This window comes from Pantoea sp. T14, from assembly GCF_036663535.1.
Lineage (GTDB): Bacteria > Pseudomonadota > Gammaproteobacteria > Enterobacterales > Enterobacteriaceae > Pantoea > Pantoea phytostimulans.
Genome location: NZ_JAWUEB010000025.1, coordinates 413,240 through 436,012 on the forward strand (window position 1 = coordinate 413,240; position 22,773 = coordinate 436,012).

Sequence of the window (22,773 nt, forward strand, 5' to 3'; positions counted from 1 at the left end):
GCTCCTTAATCAAATTTTAAGCGTGCTGCTTTCAGGTTTATCACCGCAAGCGCACCCACCAGCAGGAAGATCAGCGTCGCGATAGCGGCAGCCAAACCAAAGTCCTGCCCGCCGCCGCCTTCAAAGGCGATACGCCAGGTGTAGTTCACCAGCAAATCGGTATAGCCCGCTGGTGTGGTGGTGCCGAGGCGATCGGGGCTGCCGTTGGTCAACAACTGCACCAGCACGAAGTTATTAAAATTAAACGCGAAGCTGGCGATGATCAGCGGTGTCAGCGGTTTAATCAGCAACGGTAAGGTAATGAGAAAGAAGTTTTGCATCGGTCCCGCTCCGTCCATCGCGGAAGCTTCATACAGATCGTCCGGGATCGCTTTTAACAGTCCCATACACAAAATCATCATGTAGGGATAGCCGAGCCAGGTATTCACCAAAATCAGCATGGCGCGTGCCAGCGTAGGATCGCTGAACCAGGCCGGTTTGAAGCCAAACAGGGCGTCGAGCATCACGTTGATTTCACCGAAGCTTTGGTTGAATAAGCCTTTGAAAATCAAGATGGAGATAAACGCCGGCACGGCGTAAGGCAAAATCAGCATGACGCGATAGATAGCTTTGCCTTTCAACGCCTCCCATTGCACCACGCAAGCCAGAACCATGCCAACCGCGACGGTGAGAACCACTGTCAGCAACGAGAAGATCAGCGTCCAGGCGAATATGGCAAGGAAGGGTTTTTGAATGCCTTCGTCAGTGAAGACGCGCAGAAAATTTTGCCAGCCGGTGTTGATGGTATAACCGGGACTCAATTTCTCACTGCCCCAGCTGCCATCGGCATTCAACACCTGATAAAAGCCGCTCTCAGCGTTAGGGCGATAAACAGTGCCGCTCTGCTGGTTTTTTAAATCGCCGTTACTGCTTTCTACATAAAGCGGTCGCGTGCCTGAGAATTGGCGCAGCGAACTCATGACGAGCTGCCGACCATCGGGCAGTTCAGCGCTGATTTGGCTCAACGCTTGTCGATTACCGGTAATGGTACGCAGCGTTGCGCGTTCACCTGTAGGCGGCGTCGCGATGGTCATTTTTAACTGCTGCTTTTCACCAAAAGTGAAAGGCGGAGAAACAAACGTTTGACCATTTTCGCCGTCTGTCAGCACCAGTAGCCAGCGATCCCCGGAAGGGAACAGTGAAAAATTTACCGCGTTACCGGCCTGATACTGACGACTCAACAGCACCTGCTGCGCGCGCTCAAAAGTAAGCTGGTTGGTGCTGCTGTAGTTGGTAAATGCGATAGCGACGGTACACGCCAAGGGAAAAAGCACAAACAGCGCCATCCCGGCAATGCCCGGATAAACATAGCGCCATGCATAGGCGCGGCGATTGGAAAAAATCCAGATGCCGAGTCCACTGACAATCAGCGTAAGCAGCGCAAACAGATATTCGCCTTGGGCATACATTAAAATCAGCAGATAGCCGACCAGCAGACAGCAGATCCCGACGAGTAAGCCCTTCAGCACTGCGCTGTGCCGCCTCGCTTTCGGTTTTCCTGACATGATTCGGTTTTCCTTAACAGCGGTAATGAGCCGGACAATTCCGGCTCCAGGAGAGGATTACTTGTTCAGACGCGCTTGGGCATCTTTTAGCGCTGCATCAACGGTTTGCCTGCCGCTGAACGCATTAAGTGTGGCGGTGCGCATGGCGTACCAGAAGGCGGCCATTTGGGGAATGTTTGGCATGATGTCACCGCTGCGCGCGTTGTTCATGGTGGCGGCGATGCGAGGATCTTTCTCCAGTTTTTCCTGATAGGACTTCAGCGCGACTGCGCCCAGCGGCTTATCTTTATTGACGGTTTCGAGACCCGTATCGGTCAGCAAATAGTTTTCAAGAAACTCTTTCGCCAACTCTTTGTTAGGACTCGCAGCATTGATACCGGCACTCAGCACGCCGACGAATGTTTTTGATGGTTTGCCTTTTAACGATGGCAGCAGCGTCACGCCATAATTGATGCCGCTTTTATCAATGTTGCTCCACGCCCACGGACCGTTAATGGTCATCGCGGTTTCGCCCTTGTTAAAGGCTGCTTCAGCAATAGAGTAATCGGTATCCGCATTCAACGTTTTTGCCTTCACCTGATCAACCAGGAACTGCATACCCGCTTTGGCACCGGCATTATCAACACCGATATCTTTCACGTTATAACCGCCATCGGTGGGCTTGTAGGCGTAAGCCCCGCCTGCTGCCAGCAGCGGCCAGGTAAAGTAGGGCTCTTGCAGGTTAAACATGATGGCGCTTTTGCCTTTTTCACGCATTTTCTTGTCGATGCCCGCAATCTCTTCCCAGGTTTTTGGCGGCGTTGGCAACAGGTCTTTGTTGTAGATAAGCGACAGCGCTTCTACGGAGATCGGATAGCCAATCAGTTTGCCGTTAAAGCGAACGGCATCCCAAGTGAAGGGGAAAATCTTCTCCTGAAAAGCGCTATCGGGAGAAACGTCTGCCAGCAGGCCAGATTGTGCATAGCCACCAAAGCGGTCGTGCGCCCAAAAAATGATGTCTGGGCCATCACCCGTGGCGGCAACCTGCGAATACTTCTCTTCCATCTTGTCAGGATGTTCAACCGTCACCTGAATACCGGTCTCTTTTTCAAACTTTTTGCCGACCTCGGCGAGTCCGTTATAACCTTTGTCGCCATTGATCCAGATAACCAATTTTCCCTCTTCTATTTTTGCCGCGGCGGAAGCCGAGAAGAGTGCGGCCGTAAGGGCTGAAAGTGCCAGGATTCGGGTGCCGGTTTTCATCATCATAACTCTATCCTTTTAGCGGAAGCGGTAAATGCTCTACCCGCTACATTGTGTTTATCTGCTTCGACTTCTCATCCTCCTACGTTCTACGCCTTCGCCAACCAAGCTGTGATCGGCTTAGCAAAACGAACCCGTTATACCGGTCAGGCGCACAAAAAACTCACCTTCGGTCTGCGGCTGCGATCACAAAAATGGCGTCATTCACTTGAACAACGGTGACGTGCCCGCTTTCTCCTCCTCCCGACTCCTCCCCCAGTCTTCACACCTGTTATGGAGGATGTTGCCGGTTGTTTCCTTGCCCATAGTGGTCGCCGGGGTCTGTCTGCCAAGTGGGTGGGCAAGGATAAGCAAGCTGAGAGGAAAAGCATCATGGCGAGCGTCGCGTTACGCAATGTCACCAAAGCCTGGGGCGAGACGGTGGTATCGAAGAATATTGATCTCGATATTCGCGAAGGAGAGTTCGTGGTTTTTGTCGGTCCTTCTGGCTGTGGAAAATCAACGCTGCTGCGCATGATTGCAGGGCTGGAAACCATCACCAGCGGTGAGCTGCTGATCGGTAATAAACGAATGAATGAGGTGCCGCCAGCAGAGCGCGGCATTGGCATGGTGTTTCAATCTTATGCGCTTTATCCCCACCTTTCGGTGGAGGAGAACATGTCATTCGGCTTGAAGCTGGCGGGTATGAAGAAAGCTGAGATTCACCAGCGCGTTAATCAGGTGGCGGAAGTGCTGCAATTGGCACATCTGCTGGATCGCCGCCCTAAAGCCCTTTCCGGCGGGCAACGTCAGCGCGTCGCCATTGGCCGAACGCTGGTGGCTGAACCGCGCGTGTTTCTGCTGGATGAACCTCTTTCCAACCTCGATGCAGCGCTGCGTGTGCAAATGCGCATTGAGATATCACGTCTGCATAAGCGCCTGAAGCGCACCATGATTTACGTCACACACGATCAGACCGAAGCGATGACGCTGGCTGACAAGATCGTGGTACTGGACGCCGGCGTAGTGGCGCAAATCGGCAAGCCCCTTGAGCTGTATCACTATCCCGCCAACCGCTTTGTGGCCGGTTTTATCGGTTCGCCAAAAATGAATTTCTTGCCCGTCAAAGTCACCGCCACCGCGATTGATCAGGTGCAGGTCAGGTTGCCCAATCAGCAGTTGGTCTGGCTGCCGGTTGACAGCGCAGGCGTGCAGGTTGGCAGCAACATGTCGTTAGGCATACGTCCAGAACATCTGCTTCCCAGCGATATCGCTGACGTCACCCTTGAAGGTGAAGTTCAGGTGGTCGAGCAACTGGGGCATGAAACGCAAATCCACATCCAAATTCCCGCCATTCGTCAAAACCTGGTTTACCGCCAGGAGGACGTCGTGCTGGTAGAAGAGGGCGCCACATTAGGTATCGGCCTGCCGCCGGAGCGCTGCCACTTGTTCCGTGAAGATGGAAGCGCCTGTCGCAGGCTGCATCAAGAGCTTGGTGTGTAACCCCCAAAACAAGAAAAGCAATGACCTCAGGAGATAGAAAATGTTAACTCTGCGCAAACTTCCCATCGCTGTTGCCGTCGCGGTGGGTACGCTCTCTGCACCAACGATGGCGGTAGATTTTACCGGCTACGCGCGTTCCGGCATCGGCTGGACGGGCAGCGGTGGTGAACAACAATGTTTTCAGGCGACCGGTGCACAAAGTAAATATCGTCTGGGCAACGAGTGTGAAACCTATGCTGAACTGAAACTGGGGCAAGAAGTATGGAAAGAGGGCGATAAAAGCTTCTACTTCGATACCAACGTTGCCTATTCCGTTTCTCAGCAAAACGACTGGGAAGCGACGTCTCCCGCCTTCCGTGAAGCCAATGTGAAGGGTAAAAACCTGATCGAAGCGTTGCCGGGTTCAACCATCTGGGCCGGTAAGCGTTTCTATCAGCGTCATGACGTTCACATGATCGACTTCTACTACTGGGATATTTCAGGTCCCGGTGCCGGCCTGGAAGATGTTGATTTAGGCTTCGGTAAGCTCTCGTTTGCTGCTACGCGTTCATCCGAAGCGGGCGGTTCCTACACATTCTCTAACGATCAGATTCGTGATTATGCCACCAGCACCGCGAATGACGTGTTTGATATGCGTCTGGCCGGACTGGAAACCAACCCAGATGGCGTGCTTGAGTTAGGTGTTGATTACGGTCGCGCAAACGCCCGTGACGGTTATCGACTGGAAGACGGTGCGTCGAAAGATGGTTGGATGTTCACGGCTGAACATACCCAAAGCATGATGAAGGGCTACAACAAATTCGTGCTGCAGTACGCTACGGATGCGCTGACCTCTCAAGGCAAAGGCTTGCCGCAGGGCACCAACATCAACAACAACGGCAACATGTATCGCATCCTCGATCACGGGGCGATCACCCTGGCTGACCGCTGGGATCTGATGTACGTCGCCATGTATCAGAACACCGATCTCGACAACAATCGCGGAACCGAGTGGTACACCGTGGGTGTGCGCCCAATGTACAAATGGACGCCAATCATGAGCACCTTGCTGGAACTGGGCTACGACAATGTGAAGTCGCAGGAAGTCAGCGAACGCAACGGCCAATACAAAGTCACGCTGGCTCAACAGTGGCAGGCGGGTGACAGCATTTGGTCACGTCCTGCACTGCGCCTGTTTGCAACCTACGCAAAATGGGATGAGAAGTGGGGCTACAGCAAAGACTCTGCAGGCGATCTGACCTCATTTGCCTCGGCTGACAGCACCGGTAACGGTTTGCTGACCAGCAGCCGTGGCGACAACGATGAGTGGTCATTCGGCGCGCAGATGGAAATTTGGTGGTAAGAGATTTCACGCTAAAAAGAGGCGAAAGGCAGCGATAAGCGCCGCTTTTCGCCTCTGCTATGTCAATTTGGTCGCGGCACGCTATTGCCTGGCTAACGCCGCTGCCTGACAGTCTTTTTGAGGTAACCATAATGAAAATGACAAAAACGCTGGTCGCGTTCTGCCTGAGCGCTGCGCTCCTGGCGGGACAAAGCTTCACGGCTCACGCTGATATCAATCTGGTGCCGCAGGATCTCTCTGCTGCACCCACGCTCTCTGCTCAAAGTATCCAGTCACTGACCTGGCAACCTGTTGATCCTTCACGCACGCAAATCACAACGCTTGCGAACAGCGGCCAGCGCTTGAATGACGCGGAGTTGGCCGGCCCGGTTGCGGCATACAGCCTGCCCGCCAATATCGGCGAACTGACCCTGACGTTGACAAGTGAAGTAGAGAAGAATCAGGTCTTTGCGCCTAACGTGTTGGTACTGGATGAGAACATGCGGCCCGCTGCGTGGTTTCCCAGCCGCTTCTTTACCTATCAGCAGCCGGGCGTCATGTCCGCCGATCGACTGGAAGGCGTGATGAAGCTGACGCCTGCGCTGGGTCAGCAAAAAATCTATTTGCTGGTTTTCACTACCGAAAAAGATCTAACCCAAACCACTACGATGATCGATCCCGCTAAAGCCTACGCGAAAGGAACGGGAAATGCGGTGCCTGATATTCCCGATCCGATTGCTCACCATAGCCGCGAAGGGACGCTCAAGCTCAAAGTGAAAACCAGTGCAGGTTCATCCATTTTGGTCGGGCCACTGTTTGGCTCATCGGGTCCGGGACCGGTAACGGTCGGCAACTCGCCAGCGGTCGCGCCTGCGGCGTATACCGCTGCGCCCGCGCCAACACCTGCGGCTAAGCGTGAACCGATCATGAATGATACTGAAGGTTATTTTAATCAGAGTATTAAACAGGCCGTCGACAGCGGCAACATTGATAAAGCGCTGAAGCTGCTGGATGAGGCGGAACGTTTAGGTTCAACCTCTGCGCGCAAAGTTTTTATCAGCAGTGTAAAAGGCAAGGGGTGAAGTTACCCCGACAAGGCTGAATTTGCTCCATCTGGTGCGCTTCGGCGCACCCTTTTTAAAACCTATTTCACTGCATTGAAAAAACCTCACCGCTAAGCAGTGAGGTTTTTTTGTGTTTTATTTTTGACGTCGGCGACCATCGAGATCGCGCAGCAACGTGGTGATCTCTGGATCACTGAATATCTGTTCCAGCGATGCGCTTAGCTTGCGCCGCCAGTTAGGATATTCGTTACACGTGCCGGGAACGTTGACCGGTGCGGCCATATCCAGCCAGTCTTCGGGCTGCAATCCCAGCAATGCGCTGTTGCTGTCAGCCAGATAACGCTGCATAGCACGATTCAGGGATTTACCCATTAAGGTGCGCTGCGCCTGACGCCCGGCGCGTTTTGGCAGGCTCCCGGTGCGATGCAGGCTGTGTAATAACGCCTGCTTAGCGGCCAGCCGTTGCTGATAAAGCCCCGCCAGGATCAGTTTATCGGGATAAAGCCCCAGTTGATTACCTAAGGTTAAATCGTCGCTTTGCCACCAACCGCGCAGTGTGGGCAGATCGTGTGTGGTGGCTACAGCCATTGCCTGGCGTGGCCAGTTTGCTGGCGCACGAAAACTTTGCTCATTCGCCTGCTCAAAATAGAGCACCTTGTAGGAGTACACGCCACCATCACGCAGCTTTTCGACGATGGCTTCGGGCACCGTGCCGAGATCTTCACCAATCACCATGCATTGATGGCGTTGGCTTTCCAGCGCAAGGATAGCCAGCAAATCGTCGATGGGGTAATTGACGTAAGCGCCATGCGCAGCGCTTTGTCCTACGGGGATCCACCACAATCGCAGCAGCGCCATCACATGATCGATACGCAACGCTCCGCAGTCGCGCATATTAGCGCGCAGCAGCGCAATCCAAGGGTCAAAGGCGCGTGCCCGCATGATCTGCGGATCCATCGGGGGTAAACCCCAATTCTGACCCAGCGGTCCGAGAATGTCAGGTGGTGCGCCAACGCTCGCCTGAAGGCAGTAGAGATCACGTTCGCTCCATGTTTCTGCTCCGCCTTGCGCGACGCCAACCGCTAAATCACGGTAAAGCCCGATCGGCATCGCCTGCTGCTGACAAACCTTCCAGCACGCCGCGAATTGCTGAGCCGCCAGCCACTGTAGCCAGAGATAAAAGCGCACCTCGTCGGCGTGCTGTTGCGCGTAAGCGCGTACCGCGGGATTATCGGGATGCTGTAACGCCTCAGGCCAGGTTGGCCAGTCTCCGCTTGCAGGATTTTCTGCACGTTGTTTGGCGTGCAACGCATCAAACAAGGCTTGATGCCGCAGGCTTTCACCACCTTCGTCGATGAATGCCGCAAAGGCTTTCACGTTATCGTCGTTAAGCGCGCGCAGTTTGAATTGCTGCCACGCCAAACGCAACGCAGCCAGTTTCAACTGTGTCACAGCGGTATAGTCGACGTCCTGACATTCACGCGCTGCGGTGAGTGCCTGCTGCGTAGCCGCTGACAACCACCACGCTTGCGCTTGCGGTGATTGTTGGAAATCGGGCAATGCTGCTACGTCGATATAGAGCAAGTTGAGCCAGCGTCGCGACGAAGGGCTATAAGGGCTGGCGCTTTCAGGATCTGCCGGAAAAAGAGCGTGAATTGGGTTGAGGCCGATAAAGGCCCCACCGCGCGGGGCCAATTCTTGCAACATCCGTTGCAGATCACCAAAGTCACCAATGCCCCAGTTATCATCTGAGCGCAGCGTGTAGAGCTGAACGCAAGCGCCCCACAACGACTTGCCAGCCACCAGCGCGGGCGGCTCATAACAGCGTGACGGTGTCACAATAATACGGCAGCGGCGGGTCTCATCTTTTTGTATCAAGGTAAATTCGTGATATCCCATGGACAGCGCGGGCAAACGGAGCGGCTGATTCCCATGACAACGACCAGACCAATGCTCGCCTGCTTCGCTCACTAATTGCCACTGCGCCTCTGAATCGATGATCGGGTGCAGAATCAGCGGCTCACCGTCGCGGAAAATCGTGACCGGAGGAAGCGAGGTCGCTGGCGCTGTTGGCGGCTGCATCATCGCCAGCAAACGCTGGCGGGTCACCAGTGGGATCGCCTGCGGCTGGCCATGTGCATTAATAAACTCGCTCGCAATAACGGCCTCAGCAAAGCCATCAAGATGGTTTTTCGGTTTCATAGCGATCCTCAGCGTGATGCTTGCCAGATACGATGCTGATAATCGCGGATAGCGCGATCGGAACTGAACATGCCACAGCGTGCGGTGTTAAGAATCGCCGCACGCGTCCAGGCATCTTGATCGCTCCAGAGCGCTTCTGCCTGGGCTTGTGCCTCCAGATACGCACGGAAATCAGCCAGTACCAGATAAGGATCGCCGCCTTTGGGGCCGATGCTGTGCAACAGCGACTCAAACGCTTCGGTATCGCCGTTGCTGAAGGTGCCGTTCTCCAGCGCCTTTAGCACCTGATCGAGCTGTTTGTCTTTTTTGCGCCACGTCTGCGGTGCATAGCCCGCTGCCTTAAGCGCACTGACTTGTTCTACGGTGTGACCAAAGATAAAGATATTGTCGCTGCCGACCTGTTCGGCAATCTCAACGTTTGCGCCGTCCAGCGTACCGATAGTCAAGGCGCCGTTTAAGGCCAGCTTCATATTGCCGGTGCCTGACGCTTCTTTACCGGCCGTTGAAATTTGCTCGGAAAGATCGGCGGCAGGGATCAGTCGCTCAGCCACTGAAACGTTGTAATCGGGGATAAATACCACTTTCAGGCGGTCGCCAACGCGTGGATCGTTGTTAACCGTCTCCGCCACTTTATTGATGGCATAGATGATATTTTTAGCCAGATAGTAGCCCGGTGCCGCTTTCGCACCAAACAACACCACGCGAGGAACCCGGTTAGCCTGCGGATCGCTGACGATGGTTTGCCAAAGCGCAATAATATGCAGCAGTGTCAGATGCTGGCGCTTGTATTCATGCAGGCGTTTGATCTGGACATCGAACATGGCATTGGGATCAACATGAATGCTGGTACGTGCGGCTATCCAACGCGCCAGTTCTTCTTTATTTTGCTGCTTAATCGCGCGGTATTCAGCGCGGAACGCCGCATCGTCGGCGTAATTCTCCAGCGCTTTCAGCGCATCAAGATCGTTGATCCACGGTTTCTGCAGCGTTTTGTCGATAAGCGCCGAGAGCGCAGGATTGCACTGATTGATCCAACGACGCGGCGTAATGCCATTGGTGACGTTGTGAAACTTCTGTGGCCAAAGCTGGTGGTATTCCGGGAAGAGATCCTGCACCACCAGTTTAGAGTGCAACGCAGCTACGCCATTCACCGCAAAACCGCCGGTGACGCAAAGATTCGCCATACGCAACTGGTTGTTATGTACCAGCGCCAGCTTGGCCCATTTTGCCTCATCGCCTGGCCATTGAGCGTCAACTTGCTGTTTTAACTGCGCATTGAGCGTATTGATGATCATCATGTGGCGCGGCAACAGGCTGCGCACCATGCGTACATCCCAGCACTCTAGCGCTTCTGGCATTAAGGTATGGTTGGTATAGGCGAAAGTGCGCTGGGTGATTTTCAAGGCTTGATCCCAGCTCAGTTGATGTTCATCAAGCAGCAGGCGCAGCAGTTCAGGAATCGCTAAAGTTGGATGTGTGTCATTGAGTTGAATCACTTCATAGTCGGGTAGCGTTTCAATGGTGCGTCCTGCCTGATGGTGGCGACGCAAAATGTCCACCAACGTACAGGCGCACTGAAAATATTGCTGCATCAGACGCAATTTCTTGCCGGCCTGATGATTGTCATTAGGGTAAAGCACCTTGGTCAGTTTCTCTGCATCAATGCCTTGCTGTTCGGCCCGCAGAAAATCGCCGTCGTTGAAACGGCTGAGGTCAAAAGGTTGAGCATGTTTTGCCTGCCAAAGACGCAGCGGCTGGGTGACACCGTTTTGATAGCCAACAACCGGCAGATCCCAGGCTTCACCTAACAGTTGATACGCAGGTTGCCAGCGTGATTCGCCATTCTCTTTGATGATCTTGCCACCCAAACCGACCTGAACATTCAGCGCAGCGTTGTGGTTGAACCAAGGGTAGCGATCGCGCTGCCAGTCATCGGGTGATTCATGCTGTGCGCCGTCAACAAAGCGTTGGCGAAACAGGCCGTATTGATAGTTAAGCCCATAGCCGATAGCGGGTTGGCCTACGGTTGCCATTGAGTCGAGGAAACAGGCGGCAAGTCGGCCCAGGCCGCCGTTACCCAAGGCGGGATCGGTTTCACGTTCCAGAATATCGCTGAGCGTGACATCAAAAGTGGAAAGGACGTCATTCACCCCGTTATACCAGCCGAGGTTCAGCAGATTATTGCCGGTCAAACGCCCAATCAGAAACTCCATCGAAAGGTAATTTACGTGGCGCTGCGGGGCAGACGTTGGCGCTGTTACGGCAGGTTGTTCCGCCACACTCTCTGCGAGCGCGCCGCTAAGGGCTTGCCACCATTGCGTGCGCGTCATTTCGCGGGCATCGCGTAAACCAAAGCGTTGCCACTGACGTGTCAGGGCATTCGTGAAGCTGGAGGGATCAAATTGATGCTGTGTCATGGCTAGGTTGTCCTGTCAGAGCGGTAGGTCAGAATGCGTACCAGTTTGCCCGTCCAGCTTGTACCCATCCTCCTCCTCCTCAGAATTACGCAGGGAGGATGAGCAGGGTGGAGAAAGCTAAGGCTAATCTGAAACCGGCGCAGGAGTGTGATTAACCCCACTTTTGTAAAGATCAGTTAATCGGTCTGCTTGCATTCAGTACCCGAATGTTTGAACGTGTGAGGATTAATTACGAAGCGTAAAAAAATGATGCGTTAATCCTTCCTGGAGTTGTATACGCCAATGTTAATACCCTCAAAACTGAGTCGGCCCGTGCGCCTCGAAAGCACCGTGATACGTGAACGCCTACTACAAAAACTCACGGCAGCCGGTAACTATCGTCTGGTGTTAGTCACCAGCCCGGCAGGCTATGGTAAAACGACACTCGTATCACAATGGGCAGCCGGCAAAACGCATCTCGGCTGGTATTCACTGGACGAGGGCGATAATCAGGCAGAACGCTTTGCCGATTATTTGATTGCCGCCTTACAGCAGGCAAGCAATGGCGGCTGTCCACGCAGCGAGGCCCTTGCTCAGAAGCGGCAGTATGTCAATCTCAATGCGTTGTTTTCGCAGCTGTTTATTGAGCTGGCGGAGTGGCAACAGCCGCTGTGGCTGATCGTCGATGATTACCATCTCATCACGAACAGTGCGATCCATGACGCGATGCGTTTCTTCTTGCGTCATCAGCCAGAAAATCTCACGTTAATTTTGCTGTCACGTAATCTGCCACAGCTTGGCATTGCCAATCTGCGCGTGCGCGAGCAGTTAATTGAATTGGGCAGTCAGCAGTTGGCGTTTACCCATCAGGAAGCGAAACAGTTTTTTGATTGTCGGTTGCCCTCACCGCTGGAAACCGAAGAGAGCGGTCGCTTGTGCGATGACGTCGCGGGCTGGGCCACAGCTTTACAGCTTATTGCGCTATCTGCCCGCCAGGGCGCGAGTTCAGCGCAGCACTCGGCGCGCCGTCTTTCAGGAATTAATGCCAGCCATCTCGCCGATTATCTGGTTGAAGAGGTGCTGGATAATGTCGATCTGCCTACACGTAACTTCTTGTTAAAAAGCGCCTTGCTGCGTTCAATGAACGATGTGCTTATCGCGTGTGTGACTCGCGAAGAGAATGGCCAGATGCGGCTGGAAGAGATTGAGCGTCAGGGGCTGTTTTTACAACGGATGGACGATTCCGGCAGTTGGTTTAGCTATCATCCGCTGTTCGGCAGTTTTCTGCGTCAGCGTTGTGAATGGGAACTGGCTGCCGAACTGCCTGCGATACATCGTGCGGCGGCGGAAAGCTGGATGGCGCAAGGCTTTCCCGGTGAAGCGATTCATCATGCGCTGGCTTCTGGCGATGCCAGCATGCTGCGCGACGTGTTATTGGAACACGCCTGGACGTTATTCAATCAGAGCGAACTGGCGCTACTCGAAACCTCACTCAAGGCGCTGCCGTGGGAGATGACGCTAGAGAACCCGAAGCTGCTGCTGCTGCAAGCCTGGTTGATGCAGAGCCAGCACCGTTTTTCTGAAGTAAACAGTTTGCTGGCACGCTTCGAACACGCCTCCAGCTGCGAAATTGATGAAGCGCTGCGCGGCGAATTTAACGCGCTGCGCGCGCAGGTTGCAATCAATGATGGCGATACGGATGAAGCCGAGCGCCTGGCGAGAGTGGCGCTTGAAACCCTGCCGGCTACGCGCCACTACAGTCGCATTGTGGCGACATCTGTGCACGGTGAAGTGATGCACTGCAAAGGCGATCTGGTGAATTCACTTAAGCTGATGCGCCAAACGGAACAGATGGCGCGCCGCGATGAAGCCTGGCATTACGCGCTTTGGAGTCTAATCCAGCAAAGCGAAATCCTCTTTGCTCAAGGATTTTTGCAAGCGGCTTATGAAACCCAGGAAAGGGCCTTTGTACTGGTGAGCGAACAGCATCTGGCTCAGTTCCCGTTACATGAATTTTTGCTGCGCATTCGTGCACAATTGCTCTGGGCGTGGGGACGGCTTGATGAGGCGGAGCACGCCGCGCGCGAAGGCATCAAGGTGTTAACCGGTTATCAGCCGCAGCAGCAAATCCAATGCCTTGGCCTGTTGGTTCAATGCTCTTTAGCGCGCGGTAATCTGGATAATGCACGCAGCTACCTTAACCGACTTGAGAATTTGCTTAACAACGGCAGCTGGCACAGCGACTGGATCGCTAACGCTGACAAAGTACGCGTGATCTACTGGCAGATGACGGGCGATGAACAAAGCGCCGCTAGCTGGATGCGGCAAACGCCAAAGCCCGCCTTTGCCAACAACCATTTCTTGCAAGGACAGTGGCGCAATATTGCGCGTGCGCAGATTCTGCTGGGGGATATGAACCAGGCCGAAGTGGTGCTTGAAGAGCTGAATGACAACGCACGTGCGCTGCGGCTGATGAGTGACATGAACCGCAACCTGCTGTTGATGAACCAGATCTATTGGCAAACCGATCGCAAAGTTGAAGCTCAGCGTACGCTGATTGAGGCGCTTCAGCTCGCGCGCAGCACCGGTTTTATCAGCCATTTTGTCATTGAAGGGGAAATGATGGCGCAGCAGCTGCGTCAGCTGATTCAGCTAAACACCCTCAATGAGCTTGATAGTCATCGTGCCCGTCGGATCCTGCTGGAAATTAATAAATATCATCGTCACAAATTCGCCCATTTTGATGAAAGCTTTATCAGCCGTTTGCTCAATCATCCTGACGTGCCTGAACTGATTCGCACCAGCCCCTTAACCCAGCGTGAATGGCAGGTATTGGGGCTGATTTATTCGGGTTATAGCAACGATCAGATTGCCGGAGAACTGGCGGTGGCGGCGACAACGATCAAAACCCATATTCGTAATTTGTATCAGAAACTGGGGGTCACGCATCGCGCTGAGGCGATGAACCGTGCGCAGTCGCTGTTGAGGATGATGGGCTACGTTTAGCCTGACTGAGACGATTTTGTGCCGGCGATATAAGGCGAATCTCCTTCTTGCCAATCGGTGTAATAATGCGGTCAGTTATTCACCGATTAAACAATCCTGCTTCTAAGGATTATTTCTATATAAAGCTGATTTTACGTCTGTTATTAAGCGCAAGCGGCAGAAAATAAAAGCCGTAATAGTGCTTTTTTTAAGCGGAAATATCACAAGGCTTTGCAGGATAAAAAAACTAATAATTCTGTCAGAATAACTGCGCGTTTTTTTTGAGTGCGTTTTTTGTTATTTTACGCGCTAATTCATTTTTATAGTTCGAGGATACGGTGAATACTCAATCACTCCAAAATAATCTTATTGAGGATAAATCAGTAGATTATGTACCTGAATCGGAACGTCATGGTAAACCCCGTAGCCTGTTTACGCTTTGGTTTTGTACTAACATCGCGCCCCTGGCGATTGTCAGTGGTGCTATTGCAACAGAAACGTTTCATCTTAATGTTATTGCAGCATTAACGGCGATTATCGCGGGTCATATGTTCGGCGGTTTGTTTCTGGCGCTGACATCCGCTCAGGGCCCGAAAGTCGGCATTCCCCAGATGGTACAAAGCCGGGCGCAGTTTGGACGTTACGGCTCGCTGTTAATGATATGTTTCACGACAGTGATATATTTGGGTTTTTTCATCTCAAATATATCGCTCTCTGGCAAGGTGATTAATAACGTCATTCCGACGATCCCGGTTACTCTCGCGACAATTATTGGTGCCATTTTGGCAACCTTTATCGGCATGGTGGGATACCATTTTATTCATAAGATAAACAAAATTGGTGCCTGGGTAATGGGCGCGGCACTGATTGTCGGTCTGATATTGATGATGTTGCAACCCTTGCCAGCTGATTTCTGGGAACGCGGCAGTATCAGTGCGGCGGGCTGGTTCGGCACCTTCTGTATCGGTGCGGTTTGGCAGATTAGCTTTTCACCCTATACCTCAGATTACTCACGTTACCTGCCAGCCAATGTTGGCATTGCGAAGCCCTTCATCGCCACCTACTTAGGCGCGTGCGGCGGGACTATTCTGGCGTTTGTGTTTGGCATGATGGCGGTGAATATTGCGCCAACCAGCGATGCCATGATGTCTGTACGCCATGCTACTGGCTGGTTAGGGCCGGTTTTAATGGTGCTGTTTCTGATTAATATCATCTGCCACAACTCCATGAATTTATATGGCGCGGTGCTTTCGCTGATAACTGCAGTGCAAACCTTTCGCCCCAAATGGTCCCCCGGCGCATCCGTGCGCATGATCTTTTCTGCCTCGCTGTTAATTGGCGGTGTGCTGGTGGCGTTGGGTGCTTCAGATAACTTCGTGGCACTCTTTATTAACGTTATTCTGGCGTTGATTTCAGTATTAATCCCGTGGAGCGTAATTAACCTGATCGACTTCTATTATGTTAATAAGCAGCATTATCATATTCCGTCCATTTTTCGTGCTGATGGTGGACGCTACGGCTTAGTGAATACGCAAGCATTGGTGGTTTATTTCTGCGGGATTATTGTGCAGGTGCCTTTTGTAGAGAATGCCTTTTTTTCTGGTCCTTATGCGAAGTTGGTTCCCGGCGCCAATATTTCATGGATTATTGGTTTAGTGATTACCAGCATGCTTTATCCACTGGCGCATCGTAAGCCCAATGCCGTGCAGAAAGAGGCACGAAGCAGTTAATCAATAAGGCATTTACTCTTTGATTAACAGTGATTAAAAAGGCGAGACAGAAAGCGTGTCTCGCCTTTTTTATTGTATAAGCAGAGGCTTTTTCGTGGTATATCTGCTGCCCATTATCTAAGCTGTTGTTTGAATAACAGTGCGCACGTCATCCTTTACAGGAGTAAAGTGTCTACGGTGTAAAACGCTATTATTGTGTTAGCGTTCGAAATGTCAGTCAGTAAATAATCGACAACGAGAGAGATATTTTCACTCAACGCCATCAGGTATTTTAGCGAAAATGAATGATCTCTTTTTCCGAGAAGCCAGTAATAGCCGCAATAGCCTGAAGTGAAAGCCCCATTTTTTTGAGGTTCATTACCTGGATATGTGCCTGACTGTTTGAGCACAGCACTCTGGTTGTTGTATCACGCTTGTGGCACGTTTTATTTTTATTCTGTGTGGTTGCGTTAACGTGATTTTGTAGGTTAATCAGCATAAGTCATTCCCTTTAACAGGATGATTTTTAGAATATAGCGCAGTGGTAAAGCGGCCTTATCACATTGCTATTAAAGAAAAAGCCCGGGAAAGAGAGAGTTCCTTTCCCGGGCTTGATTCTTAAAGCAGGTCGAAGCGATCCAGATTCATCACTTTCGTCCAGGCGGCGACGAAGTCTTTAACGAACTTCTCTTTAGCATCGCTGCTGGCATAGACTTCTGCCACTGAGCGCAGGATGGCATTGGAACCGAATACCAGGTCAGCACGCGTTGCGGTGAATTTCTCTTCGCCGCTAACACGATCGCGTCCCGTAAACAGTTCCGAAGTGACGTCGGTCGCTTTCCACTCGGTACGCATATCCAGCAGATTGACAAAGAAGTCATTGCTGAGCACGCCGGAACGGCCAGTAAACACGCCATGCTGGCTGCCATCAAAATTGGTGCCGATAGCACGCAGACCGCCCACCAGCGCCGTCAATTCCGTGGTGGTCAGCGTCAACTGCTGCGCTTTATCAATCAACAGCGCCTCAGTTGAAGTGCCATTCAATACACCACGATAGTTACGGAAACCATCAGCAGCCGGCTTCATCAGATTAAATGAATCTACATCTGTTTGATCCTGACGAGCATCAACACGACCGGCCGTGAAAGGCACGCTGATATTAACATCAGCGGCTGCCGCAGCCTGCTCAACACCCACAACACCGGCCAGCACAATGACGTCAGCCAGTGATGCTTTGCCTGAAGCTTGCTGGATTGATTCCAACACCGAAAGGGCATGTGCAACGTGCGCATTCACTTCCCATTCTCTTTGTGGAGCCAGCGCCAGGCGGGCACCATTCGCACCGCCGCGCTTGTCGCCGCCACGGAAGGTTGAAGCAGAGGCCCAGGCAACAGAAACCAGTTCACCGACAGAAAGGCCAGCATTGGCAATGTCTGTTTTCAAACGCGCAATATCTTCTGCGTTTGGCGTATGAACTGCCTGCGGCAGCGGATCCTGCCAAATCAGATCTTCTTTTGGCACTTCCGGCCCGATGTAACGCGCTTTTGGCCCCATATCTCTGTGGGTCAGCTTGTACCAGGCACGCGCAAACGACTCATTAAACGCCTGCGGATCGTTCAGGAAACGACGCGAAATCTTTTCAAACTCAGGATCGAAGCGCAGCGTCAGGTCTGTTACCAGCATGGTTGGCTTGCGTTTCTTCTCTGAATTGAAAGGATCAGGAATGATTTCATCGGCATCCACGGCTTCAAACTGAATAGCGCCAGCTGGGCTGCGTGTCTGTACCCACTCATACTTGAACAGGTTCTCAAAGAAGTAGTTGCTCCATTGCGTTGGCGTTTGCGTCCACGCAACTTCCAGACCCGATGTAATAGCATCTGCACCTACACCGCTGCCATGGCTATTGACCCAACCCAAGCCTTGAGCTTCAATCGGCGCGGCTTCAGGATCGTCACCAACATGGCTGGCTGCGGCTGCACCATGGGTTTTACCCAGCGTGTGGCCACCCGCGATCAGCGCAACGATCTCTTCGTCGTTCATACCCATGTTACCGAAAGTGGCGCGAATCGCTGGCGCTGCCGAAGCGGGATTGCCGCTGTTATTTGGGCCTTCCGGGTTAACGTAAATCAAGCCCATCTCGGTCGCACCTAACGGAGCCTGCGCCAGAGATTCAGGATGACGATGTTCGAGCCAGGTTTTTTCATCACCCCAGTTCACATCCTGATCCGGTTCCCAGACATCTTCACGTCCGGCACCAAAGCCAAAGGTGCGGAAACCGGCGTTTTCCAACGCCACGTTGCCCGCCAGAATATAGAGGTCAGCCCAGGAAATTTTCTGACCATATTTCTGCTTAACTGGCCACAACAGGCGACGCGCTTTATCCAGGCTGACGTTATCTGGCCAGGAGTTTAAGGGTGCAAAGCGCTGCTGACCGCGACCGGAACCGCCACGACCATCAACGGCGCGATAAGTACCTGCACTGTGCCATGCCATGCGGATGAAAAGGCCAATATAGCTGCCCCAATCCGCAGGCCACCAGGGCTGTGAGTCGGTCAATAATGCCTTGATATCGCCTTTCAGGGCGAAATAGTCGAGTTGGCTGAACGCTTCACGATAATTGAATGTTTCGCCCAATGGATTAGAGCGATTGGAGTGTTGATTTAACAGGTCTACCCGCAGCTGCTTTGGCCACCAGTCACGGCTCGCCGTGCCCGCGCCCGCGCTTTGATCTGGCGTACTTTGATGGAAGGGGCATTTACCTGCAGCTAACGTGTTGTGTGTATCTTCTGTCGAACTCATTGTTATTCTCCGTTTCGGTTTCGTAACAAGATATAGCGGCAGATTGATAACTCCTACCTGTATTGATCTACGGATTTGATAGCCTTTACCTTTTATTTGCGCATAGGGGTCAAAAGGGTGAGCAAACTCACAGTGTGCTTCGTCATGACATAACCGCGCAGCAGTTAAGCACCTGCGATCAACTGTTAATTACTGCTTGTGACATCCTCAGATTCCAGCGATTTCAAGGAGCAGGGATATGTCAGCGAACGATATCGGATTTAGCCATGTGGCATTACAGGTGAGAGATCTGCAAAAAAGTATCGATTTTTACCAGCGCTATGCCGATATGCAGGTGATTCATCAGCGCGAGCCAGGCATAGCTGAGGCACAGAAAGTCGCCTGGCTTTCAGACTTAACGCGTCCGTTTGCGTTGGTCTTGGTTCAGTCTCAGGTCAGCGTGGATACGCCGCTCGGGCCATTTGGTCATATTGGAGTGGCGTGTCGCAGCCAGGAAGAGATTGATGCCAAAGTCAAACTGGCTGAACAGGAAGGGATTTTGCGGCGGGCAGCTCAGCAATCATTGCCGCCAGTAGGCTACTGGGCATTTTTTAATGACCCGGATGGAAATACGCTTGAACTCTCTTACGGCCAGCAAATTGGTATGGAGATTATTATGGCGCGTCAGTGTTCATAAAAAGGCGTATTTAAAGGCTGTCGTGTTTGGCCTTTTATGGCAGTGGCCCTCCATGGCACCGAGTGAAATAACCTGCGAATAATCAAGCGTGGTTGCGCTAAAGCGGAGATGAAAACCGGGGGCGTTGAACCTGAAGCCGTTATTGATCGCGCAACAGATCAAGAACGAGTTCGGACGTTTTGTTCGCTATTTTCGAGACAGCATTTTGTCCCTGCTGCAATATTTGCGTTCGCGCTAAAAGACTCGCTTCTTGGGCATAGTCTGCGTCCTGAATTCGGCTCCGGGCTGATTCTGTGTCGATCCCTTGTTGTGTCAGCACGGATTTATTCGATTCGTAGCGATTGATCTTAGCGCCATAGCTTGAACGGTATTGGCTGACTTTCTCTAGCGCTGCATCTAATGCTGTCATGGTAATGGAAATGTCACCTTCGCTCAGCAACGTGGTGTTGTTCAGTCCCAAGGTTTTCGTATCCGATGGCGTAGCCGCAATCCTGTCTGACTGCACCGGCTGACCAAAGTTTGCGCTGGTCACGACGTCTAAAGGCCGGCTCTGCTTTGGCGCAACGGCGGGCGTCGATGCGGGTTCTGGCAGTAATCCCCAGGTAAGATTGCTGTTAAAAGAACCATTGCCGACTACCACCACAATCAGATCTTCCGTGACGGTATTAATGCTGATGCGTTCCTGACGGTTACTGCCATTGACGCCATCGTTGAAATTGCCGGTGGTTGCATCTTCATAACGATCGCCATCACCGCTGTAGCTAATGGTCATTCCGTTATAGCTAAGCGAATTGCTGCCCGCCAATGCCCACGTTGCACCACCTTCAGTCAGCTGCGAATCGTCGTAGGTTGCCCCGCTGGCGAAGCCGTTGCTGCTGGTAAGCAGACGTGATGTCGCGGTTGCGTCATCCGTTATTCCCTTACTTACCCAGGTAAAATCGGGATCGCTGCCGTTGATCGGCGTGCCAACCAGATGCTTGCCGTCTCGCGTAAATAACTGGAGATCATCGTCCTGACCCAGCGAATCGATGCTGATTTTTATATTTGTCGATCCCGCAGGGATATACGCCAGCGAGATAATGCCGGAAGTAAACGAATAGCTTTTACCCGATACGGGAAATTGGGTTTTGATAGGTGCTACATCACCCAGCAGAGCCGGCGGCAATTCCGGGTTATTAGTGGCTAAGGGATACTGACCAAAAATTTCCGTCTGATCGGCGATGTCATTTATACCGGCAAGAATTTGCTGATATTCAGTATTTACACTTATGCGGTCAGCATCAGACAACGTGCCGTTGGCAGCCTGAATCGACAGCGTTTTAGCCCGAATCAGCAAGTCACCGATGGTACTCAGGCTGCCTTCAGCGGTTTGTGAGTAGCTAATCGCGTCATTAAGACCTCGCGCTACGGCGCTATCAGCGTTGATGTTTGCCGTCATGCGGTTGGAGATGGCTTGTCCTGCAGCATCATCTTTTGCGCTGTTTATTCGCAACCCTGATGACAATCTTTCAATGGTTCTTTCCAGCACAGAGCCGGTGCTCAAACGTCCTTTGTTCGACAATGCAGCGGTTTGGTTATGATTTATCGTTAACATAGTCGCTTGATACAGTGGTTGGATGAGTACGATTTATCGGCATTTCCACTGGCAGCTTTAGCCGCGAAGCTAGAAAGGGGAGCGTCTTGACACCGGCTTGAAGGCAACTTGCTGATGGCCAAACGGTTTCTGACAGTAAGTTTTAAACACGCTTTTGGCTAAGGCTGTGCAACGTATCAATCTGTTCTTGTAAAACAGCCTTTTCGGAGGCCTCGAAACATATTCAATATTTTTGATTTATTTGAGCAAATAGCTCAGCTTTTAATCCGCTCTCCTCAGCTCTATGATTGTTCACATCGAGGCAGAACGCCTCAAACAAACAAACTTCACTGAGGAAATGACCATGAAATCCATCAAAACTACTGTTGCAGTTACCGCTCTGATACTGTTTTCTTTCGGCAGCTTCGCACAAAGTGTTACCGCTTCAGCTTCCACTCTGGACAGTGCTGAAGCCAAAATTGCGGCTCAGGCACATAAAGCAGGCGCGTCATACAAAATCACCGGCGCGCGCGTTGATAACGGTGCCTATGTTTCGGCTGAGCTAATCAAATAAACATGGTCGCACAAGGACGTGCCAAAACGGGCTGCCCAATGGGCGGCCTTTTTTGTCTTCGCATTCTAAGGCCTGCCGTTATCAGGCGCAGGCGCGATCGTTCCACGTGTTGCGGTAGTTAATATTTCCTTCCACTCAACACTTCACGGGTAAGATACGTTACGGCGGCTCAACCTTATTCGTGACGGCGTGCGCACGCATTTGATTATGTTAATGCAGGGGGATTCTCGGGTGGTTTCATGGGGTAAAGATCGCACAGGACAAATAAAGGATAAAACGCCAAAGAGGGTGACGTTTTATCCTATCGGTCTACTCAAGAGTCAAAAAACCACTCCCTTAAACCTGAGCCATTCCCCCATCAACAAACAACTCAATGCCATTCACAAAGCTTGCCGCATCGGATGCCAGGAACGCGACCACTTTAGCGATCTCCTCAGGTTCACCCAGCCGGCCCAATGGAACCTGTGCTGCCAGGCTGTCAAAAAGTCCCTGACGGTGTTCTTCGGGAACCAATCCACCCAAGCCGTTCGTGCGTACTGGCCCAGGGCTGACCACGTTGACGCGTATCCCACGATTTTTCAAATCCAGCGACCATGATCGCGCAAAATTCCTTACGGCGGCTTTGCTGGCGCTGTAGACACTGAAGTTTTCTGTCCCCTTAATGGAGACGGTGGAGCCGGTCAGAATCACAGAGGCACCATCAACCAGCAGCGGCAGGGCTTTCTGCACGGTAAATAAAACGCCTCGCACATTGGTGGCAAAAATACGGTCAAAATGTTCTTCGGTAATCGCGCCCAGCGGCATCATGTCGCCACCGCCTGCGTTAGCAAACAAGATATCCAGTCGTCCAGATTGTTTAGCGATTAACGCGTAAACCGCATCCAGCTCCGTCAACGATGACGCATCGGCACGAACGCCCACAGCAGTGGAGCCGAGTATGGCAACCGCCGCATCCAGTTCTTGTTGACGGCGTCCAGTGATATAAACCTGCGCACCTTGTGCAGCCAGCTCTTGGGCGGCTGCCAGTCCAATCCCAGACGTACCGCCGGTAATCAGCGCGATCTTTCCAGACAATTGCTTGCTCATTACATACTCCTTCCGATAAGTTGATTTACCTGCCTGTTTTTGAAGCCATTTACTTATTAAATGTTTTGCTAAACAGGCCCTGTAAGTAATGTAGCGTCGAAGACATTGCGGAAAAATTAG

14 protein-coding genes are annotated in these 22,773 nt (G+C 52.2%); 7 read left to right on the plus strand and 7 right to left on the minus strand.

Annotated features, from left to right (window positions below):
* Positions 1-5: 5 nt before the first annotated feature.
* Both malF and malE read right to left on the minus strand, forming a co-directional pair.
* Positions 6-1,544 carry a maltose ABC transporter permease MalF gene (malF, locus tag SC127_RS14775; RefSeq protein ID WP_243079146.1) on the minus strand — a complete coding sequence of 513 codons (1,539 nt, stop codon included), beginning with the start codon at positions 1,542-1,544 and terminating at the stop codon, positions 6-8.
* A 57-nt stretch (positions 1,545-1,601) separates the two neighbouring features.
* Positions 1,602-2,792: a maltose/maltodextrin ABC transporter substrate-binding protein MalE gene (gene malE / locus SC127_RS14780; protein ID WP_243079145.1), complete on the minus strand. Its 1,191-nt coding sequence runs from the start codon at positions 2,790-2,792 to the stop codon at positions 1,602-1,604.
* A gap of 366 nt (positions 2,793-3,158) precedes the next feature.
* Between malE and malK the strand changes: the two genes are divergently transcribed.
* The 3 genes from malK to malM all read left to right on the plus strand — a co-directional run bounded on the left by malK (position 3,159) and on the right by malM (position 6,671).
* A complete protein-coding gene (gene malK / locus SC127_RS14785) occupies positions 3,159-4,268 on the plus strand; it encodes a maltose/maltodextrin ABC transporter ATP-binding protein MalK (RefSeq protein ID WP_215848682.1) in 1,110 nt (369 codons plus the stop codon).
* Positions 4,269-4,308: 40 nt separating this feature from the next.
* Positions 4,309-5,610 carry a maltoporin gene (locus SC127_RS14790; protein ID WP_243079144.1) on the plus strand — a complete coding sequence of 434 codons (1,302 nt, stop codon included), beginning with the start codon at positions 4,309-4,311 and terminating at the stop codon, positions 5,608-5,610.
* A gap of 131 nt (positions 5,611-5,741) precedes the next feature.
* Complete coding sequence (gene malM, locus SC127_RS14795) at positions 5,742-6,671, plus strand: maltose operon protein MalM (protein ID WP_243079143.1); 930 nt, start codon at positions 5,742-5,744, stop codon at positions 6,669-6,671.
* A 117-nt stretch (positions 6,672-6,788) separates the two neighbouring features.
* Here the strand turns inward: malM and malQ are convergent, their stop codons facing one another.
* Positions 6,789-8,855: a 4-alpha-glucanotransferase gene (malQ, locus tag SC127_RS14800; RefSeq protein ID WP_332627006.1), complete on the minus strand. Its 2,067-nt coding sequence runs from the start codon at positions 8,853-8,855 to the stop codon at positions 6,789-6,791.
* 8 nt (positions 8,856-8,863) lie between these two features.
* A complete protein-coding gene (gene malP / locus SC127_RS14805; protein ID WP_243079141.1) occupies positions 8,864-11,272 on the minus strand; it encodes a maltodextrin phosphorylase in 2,409 nt (802 codons plus the stop codon).
* 282 nt (positions 11,273-11,554) lie between these two features.
* Between malP and malT the strand changes: the two genes are divergently transcribed.
* Together malT and SC127_RS14815 are read left to right on the plus strand one after the other, a co-directional pair.
* Positions 11,555-14,257, plus strand: coding sequence for an HTH-type transcriptional regulator MalT (gene malT / locus SC127_RS14810; protein WP_243079140.1), 2,703 nt, complete (start codon positions 11,555-11,557; stop codon positions 14,255-14,257).
* Positions 14,258-14,574: 317 nt separating this feature from the next.
* Complete coding sequence (locus SC127_RS14815) at positions 14,575-15,966, plus strand: purine-cytosine permease family protein (RefSeq protein WP_215848686.1); 1,392 nt, start codon at positions 14,575-14,577, stop codon at positions 15,964-15,966.
* Positions 15,967-16,563: 597 nt separating this feature from the next.
* On the opposite strand, the gene katG is transcribed toward SC127_RS14815, so the two are convergent.
* Positions 16,564-18,744 (minus strand): catalase/peroxidase HPI, encoded by a 2,181-nt coding sequence (gene katG, locus SC127_RS14820; RefSeq protein ID WP_332627007.1) that lies wholly within the window; start codon positions 18,742-18,744, stop codon positions 16,564-16,566.
* Positions 18,745-18,982: 238 nt separating this feature from the next.
* Here katG and SC127_RS14825 point away from each other — a divergent pair, with 238 nt between their 5' ends.
* Complete coding sequence (locus SC127_RS14825) at positions 18,983-19,420, plus strand: VOC family protein (protein ID WP_243079138.1); 438 nt, start codon at positions 18,983-18,985, stop codon at positions 19,418-19,420.
* A 139-nt stretch (positions 19,421-19,559) separates the two neighbouring features.
* Here SC127_RS14825 and SC127_RS14830 read toward each other — a convergent pair whose 3' ends face one another.
* The gene (locus SC127_RS14830) at positions 19,560-21,014 is read right to left on the minus strand and encodes a flagellin N-terminal helical domain-containing protein (protein ID WP_332627008.1); all 1,455 of its coding nucleotides are present in this window, start codon (positions 21,012-21,014) and stop codon (positions 19,560-19,562) included.
* 343 nt (positions 21,015-21,357) lie between these two features.
* Here SC127_RS14830 and SC127_RS14835 point away from each other — a divergent pair, with 343 nt between their 5' ends.
* Entirely contained in the window at positions 21,358-21,567 is a 210-nt protein-coding gene (locus SC127_RS14835) for a DUF1471 domain-containing protein (RefSeq protein ID WP_332627051.1), read from the plus strand.
* Between the two features lie 336 nt (positions 21,568-21,903).
* On the opposite strand, the gene SC127_RS14840 is transcribed toward SC127_RS14835, so the two are convergent.
* On the minus strand, positions 21,904-22,653 hold the full coding sequence (locus tag SC127_RS14840) for an SDR family oxidoreductase (RefSeq protein WP_332627009.1): 750 nt from the start codon (positions 22,651-22,653) through the stop codon (positions 21,904-21,906).
* Positions 22,654-22,773 lie beyond the last annotated feature (120 nt).

Coding starts and splice junctions, on each gene's coding strand:
- malF (WP_243079146.1), bottom strand. CDS start 1,544: ATGTCAGGAAAACCGAAAGCGAGGCGGCACAGCGCAGTGCTGAAGGGC.
- malE (WP_243079145.1), bottom strand. CDS start 2,792: ATGATGATGAAAACCGGCACCCGAATCCTGGCACTTTCAGCCCTTACG.
- malK (WP_215848682.1), top strand. CDS start 3,159: ATGGCGAGCGTCGCGTTACGCAATGTCACCAAAGCCTGGGGCGAGACG.
- SC127_RS14790 (WP_243079144.1), top strand. CDS start 4,309: ATGTTAACTCTGCGCAAACTTCCCATCGCTGTTGCCGTCGCGGTGGGT.
- malM (WP_243079143.1), top strand. CDS start 5,742: ATGAAAATGACAAAAACGCTGGTCGCGTTCTGCCTGAGCGCTGCGCTC.
- malQ (WP_332627006.1), bottom strand. CDS start 8,855: ATGAAACCGAAAAACCATCTTGATGGCTTTGCTGAGGCCGTTATTGCG.
- malP (WP_243079141.1), bottom strand. CDS start 11,272: ATGACACAGCATCAATTTGATCCCTCCAGCTTCACGAATGCCCTGACA.
- malT (WP_243079140.1), top strand. CDS start 11,555: ATGTTAATACCCTCAAAACTGAGTCGGCCCGTGCGCCTCGAAAGCACC.
- katG (WP_332627007.1), bottom strand. CDS start 18,744: ATGAGTTCGACAGAAGATACACACAACACGTTAGCTGCAGGTAAATGC.
- SC127_RS14825 (WP_243079138.1), top strand. CDS start 18,983: ATGTCAGCGAACGATATCGGATTTAGCCATGTGGCATTACAGGTGAGA.
- SC127_RS14830 (WP_332627008.1), bottom strand. CDS start 21,014: ATGTTAACGATAAATCATAACCAAACCGCTGCATTGTCGAACAAAGGA.
- SC127_RS14835 (WP_332627051.1), top strand. CDS start 21,358: ATGAAATCCATCAAAACTACTGTTGCAGTTACCGCTCTGATACTGTTT.
- SC127_RS14840 (WP_332627009.1), bottom strand. CDS start 22,653: ATGAGCAAGCAATTGTCTGGAAAGATCGCGCTGATTACCGGCGGTACG.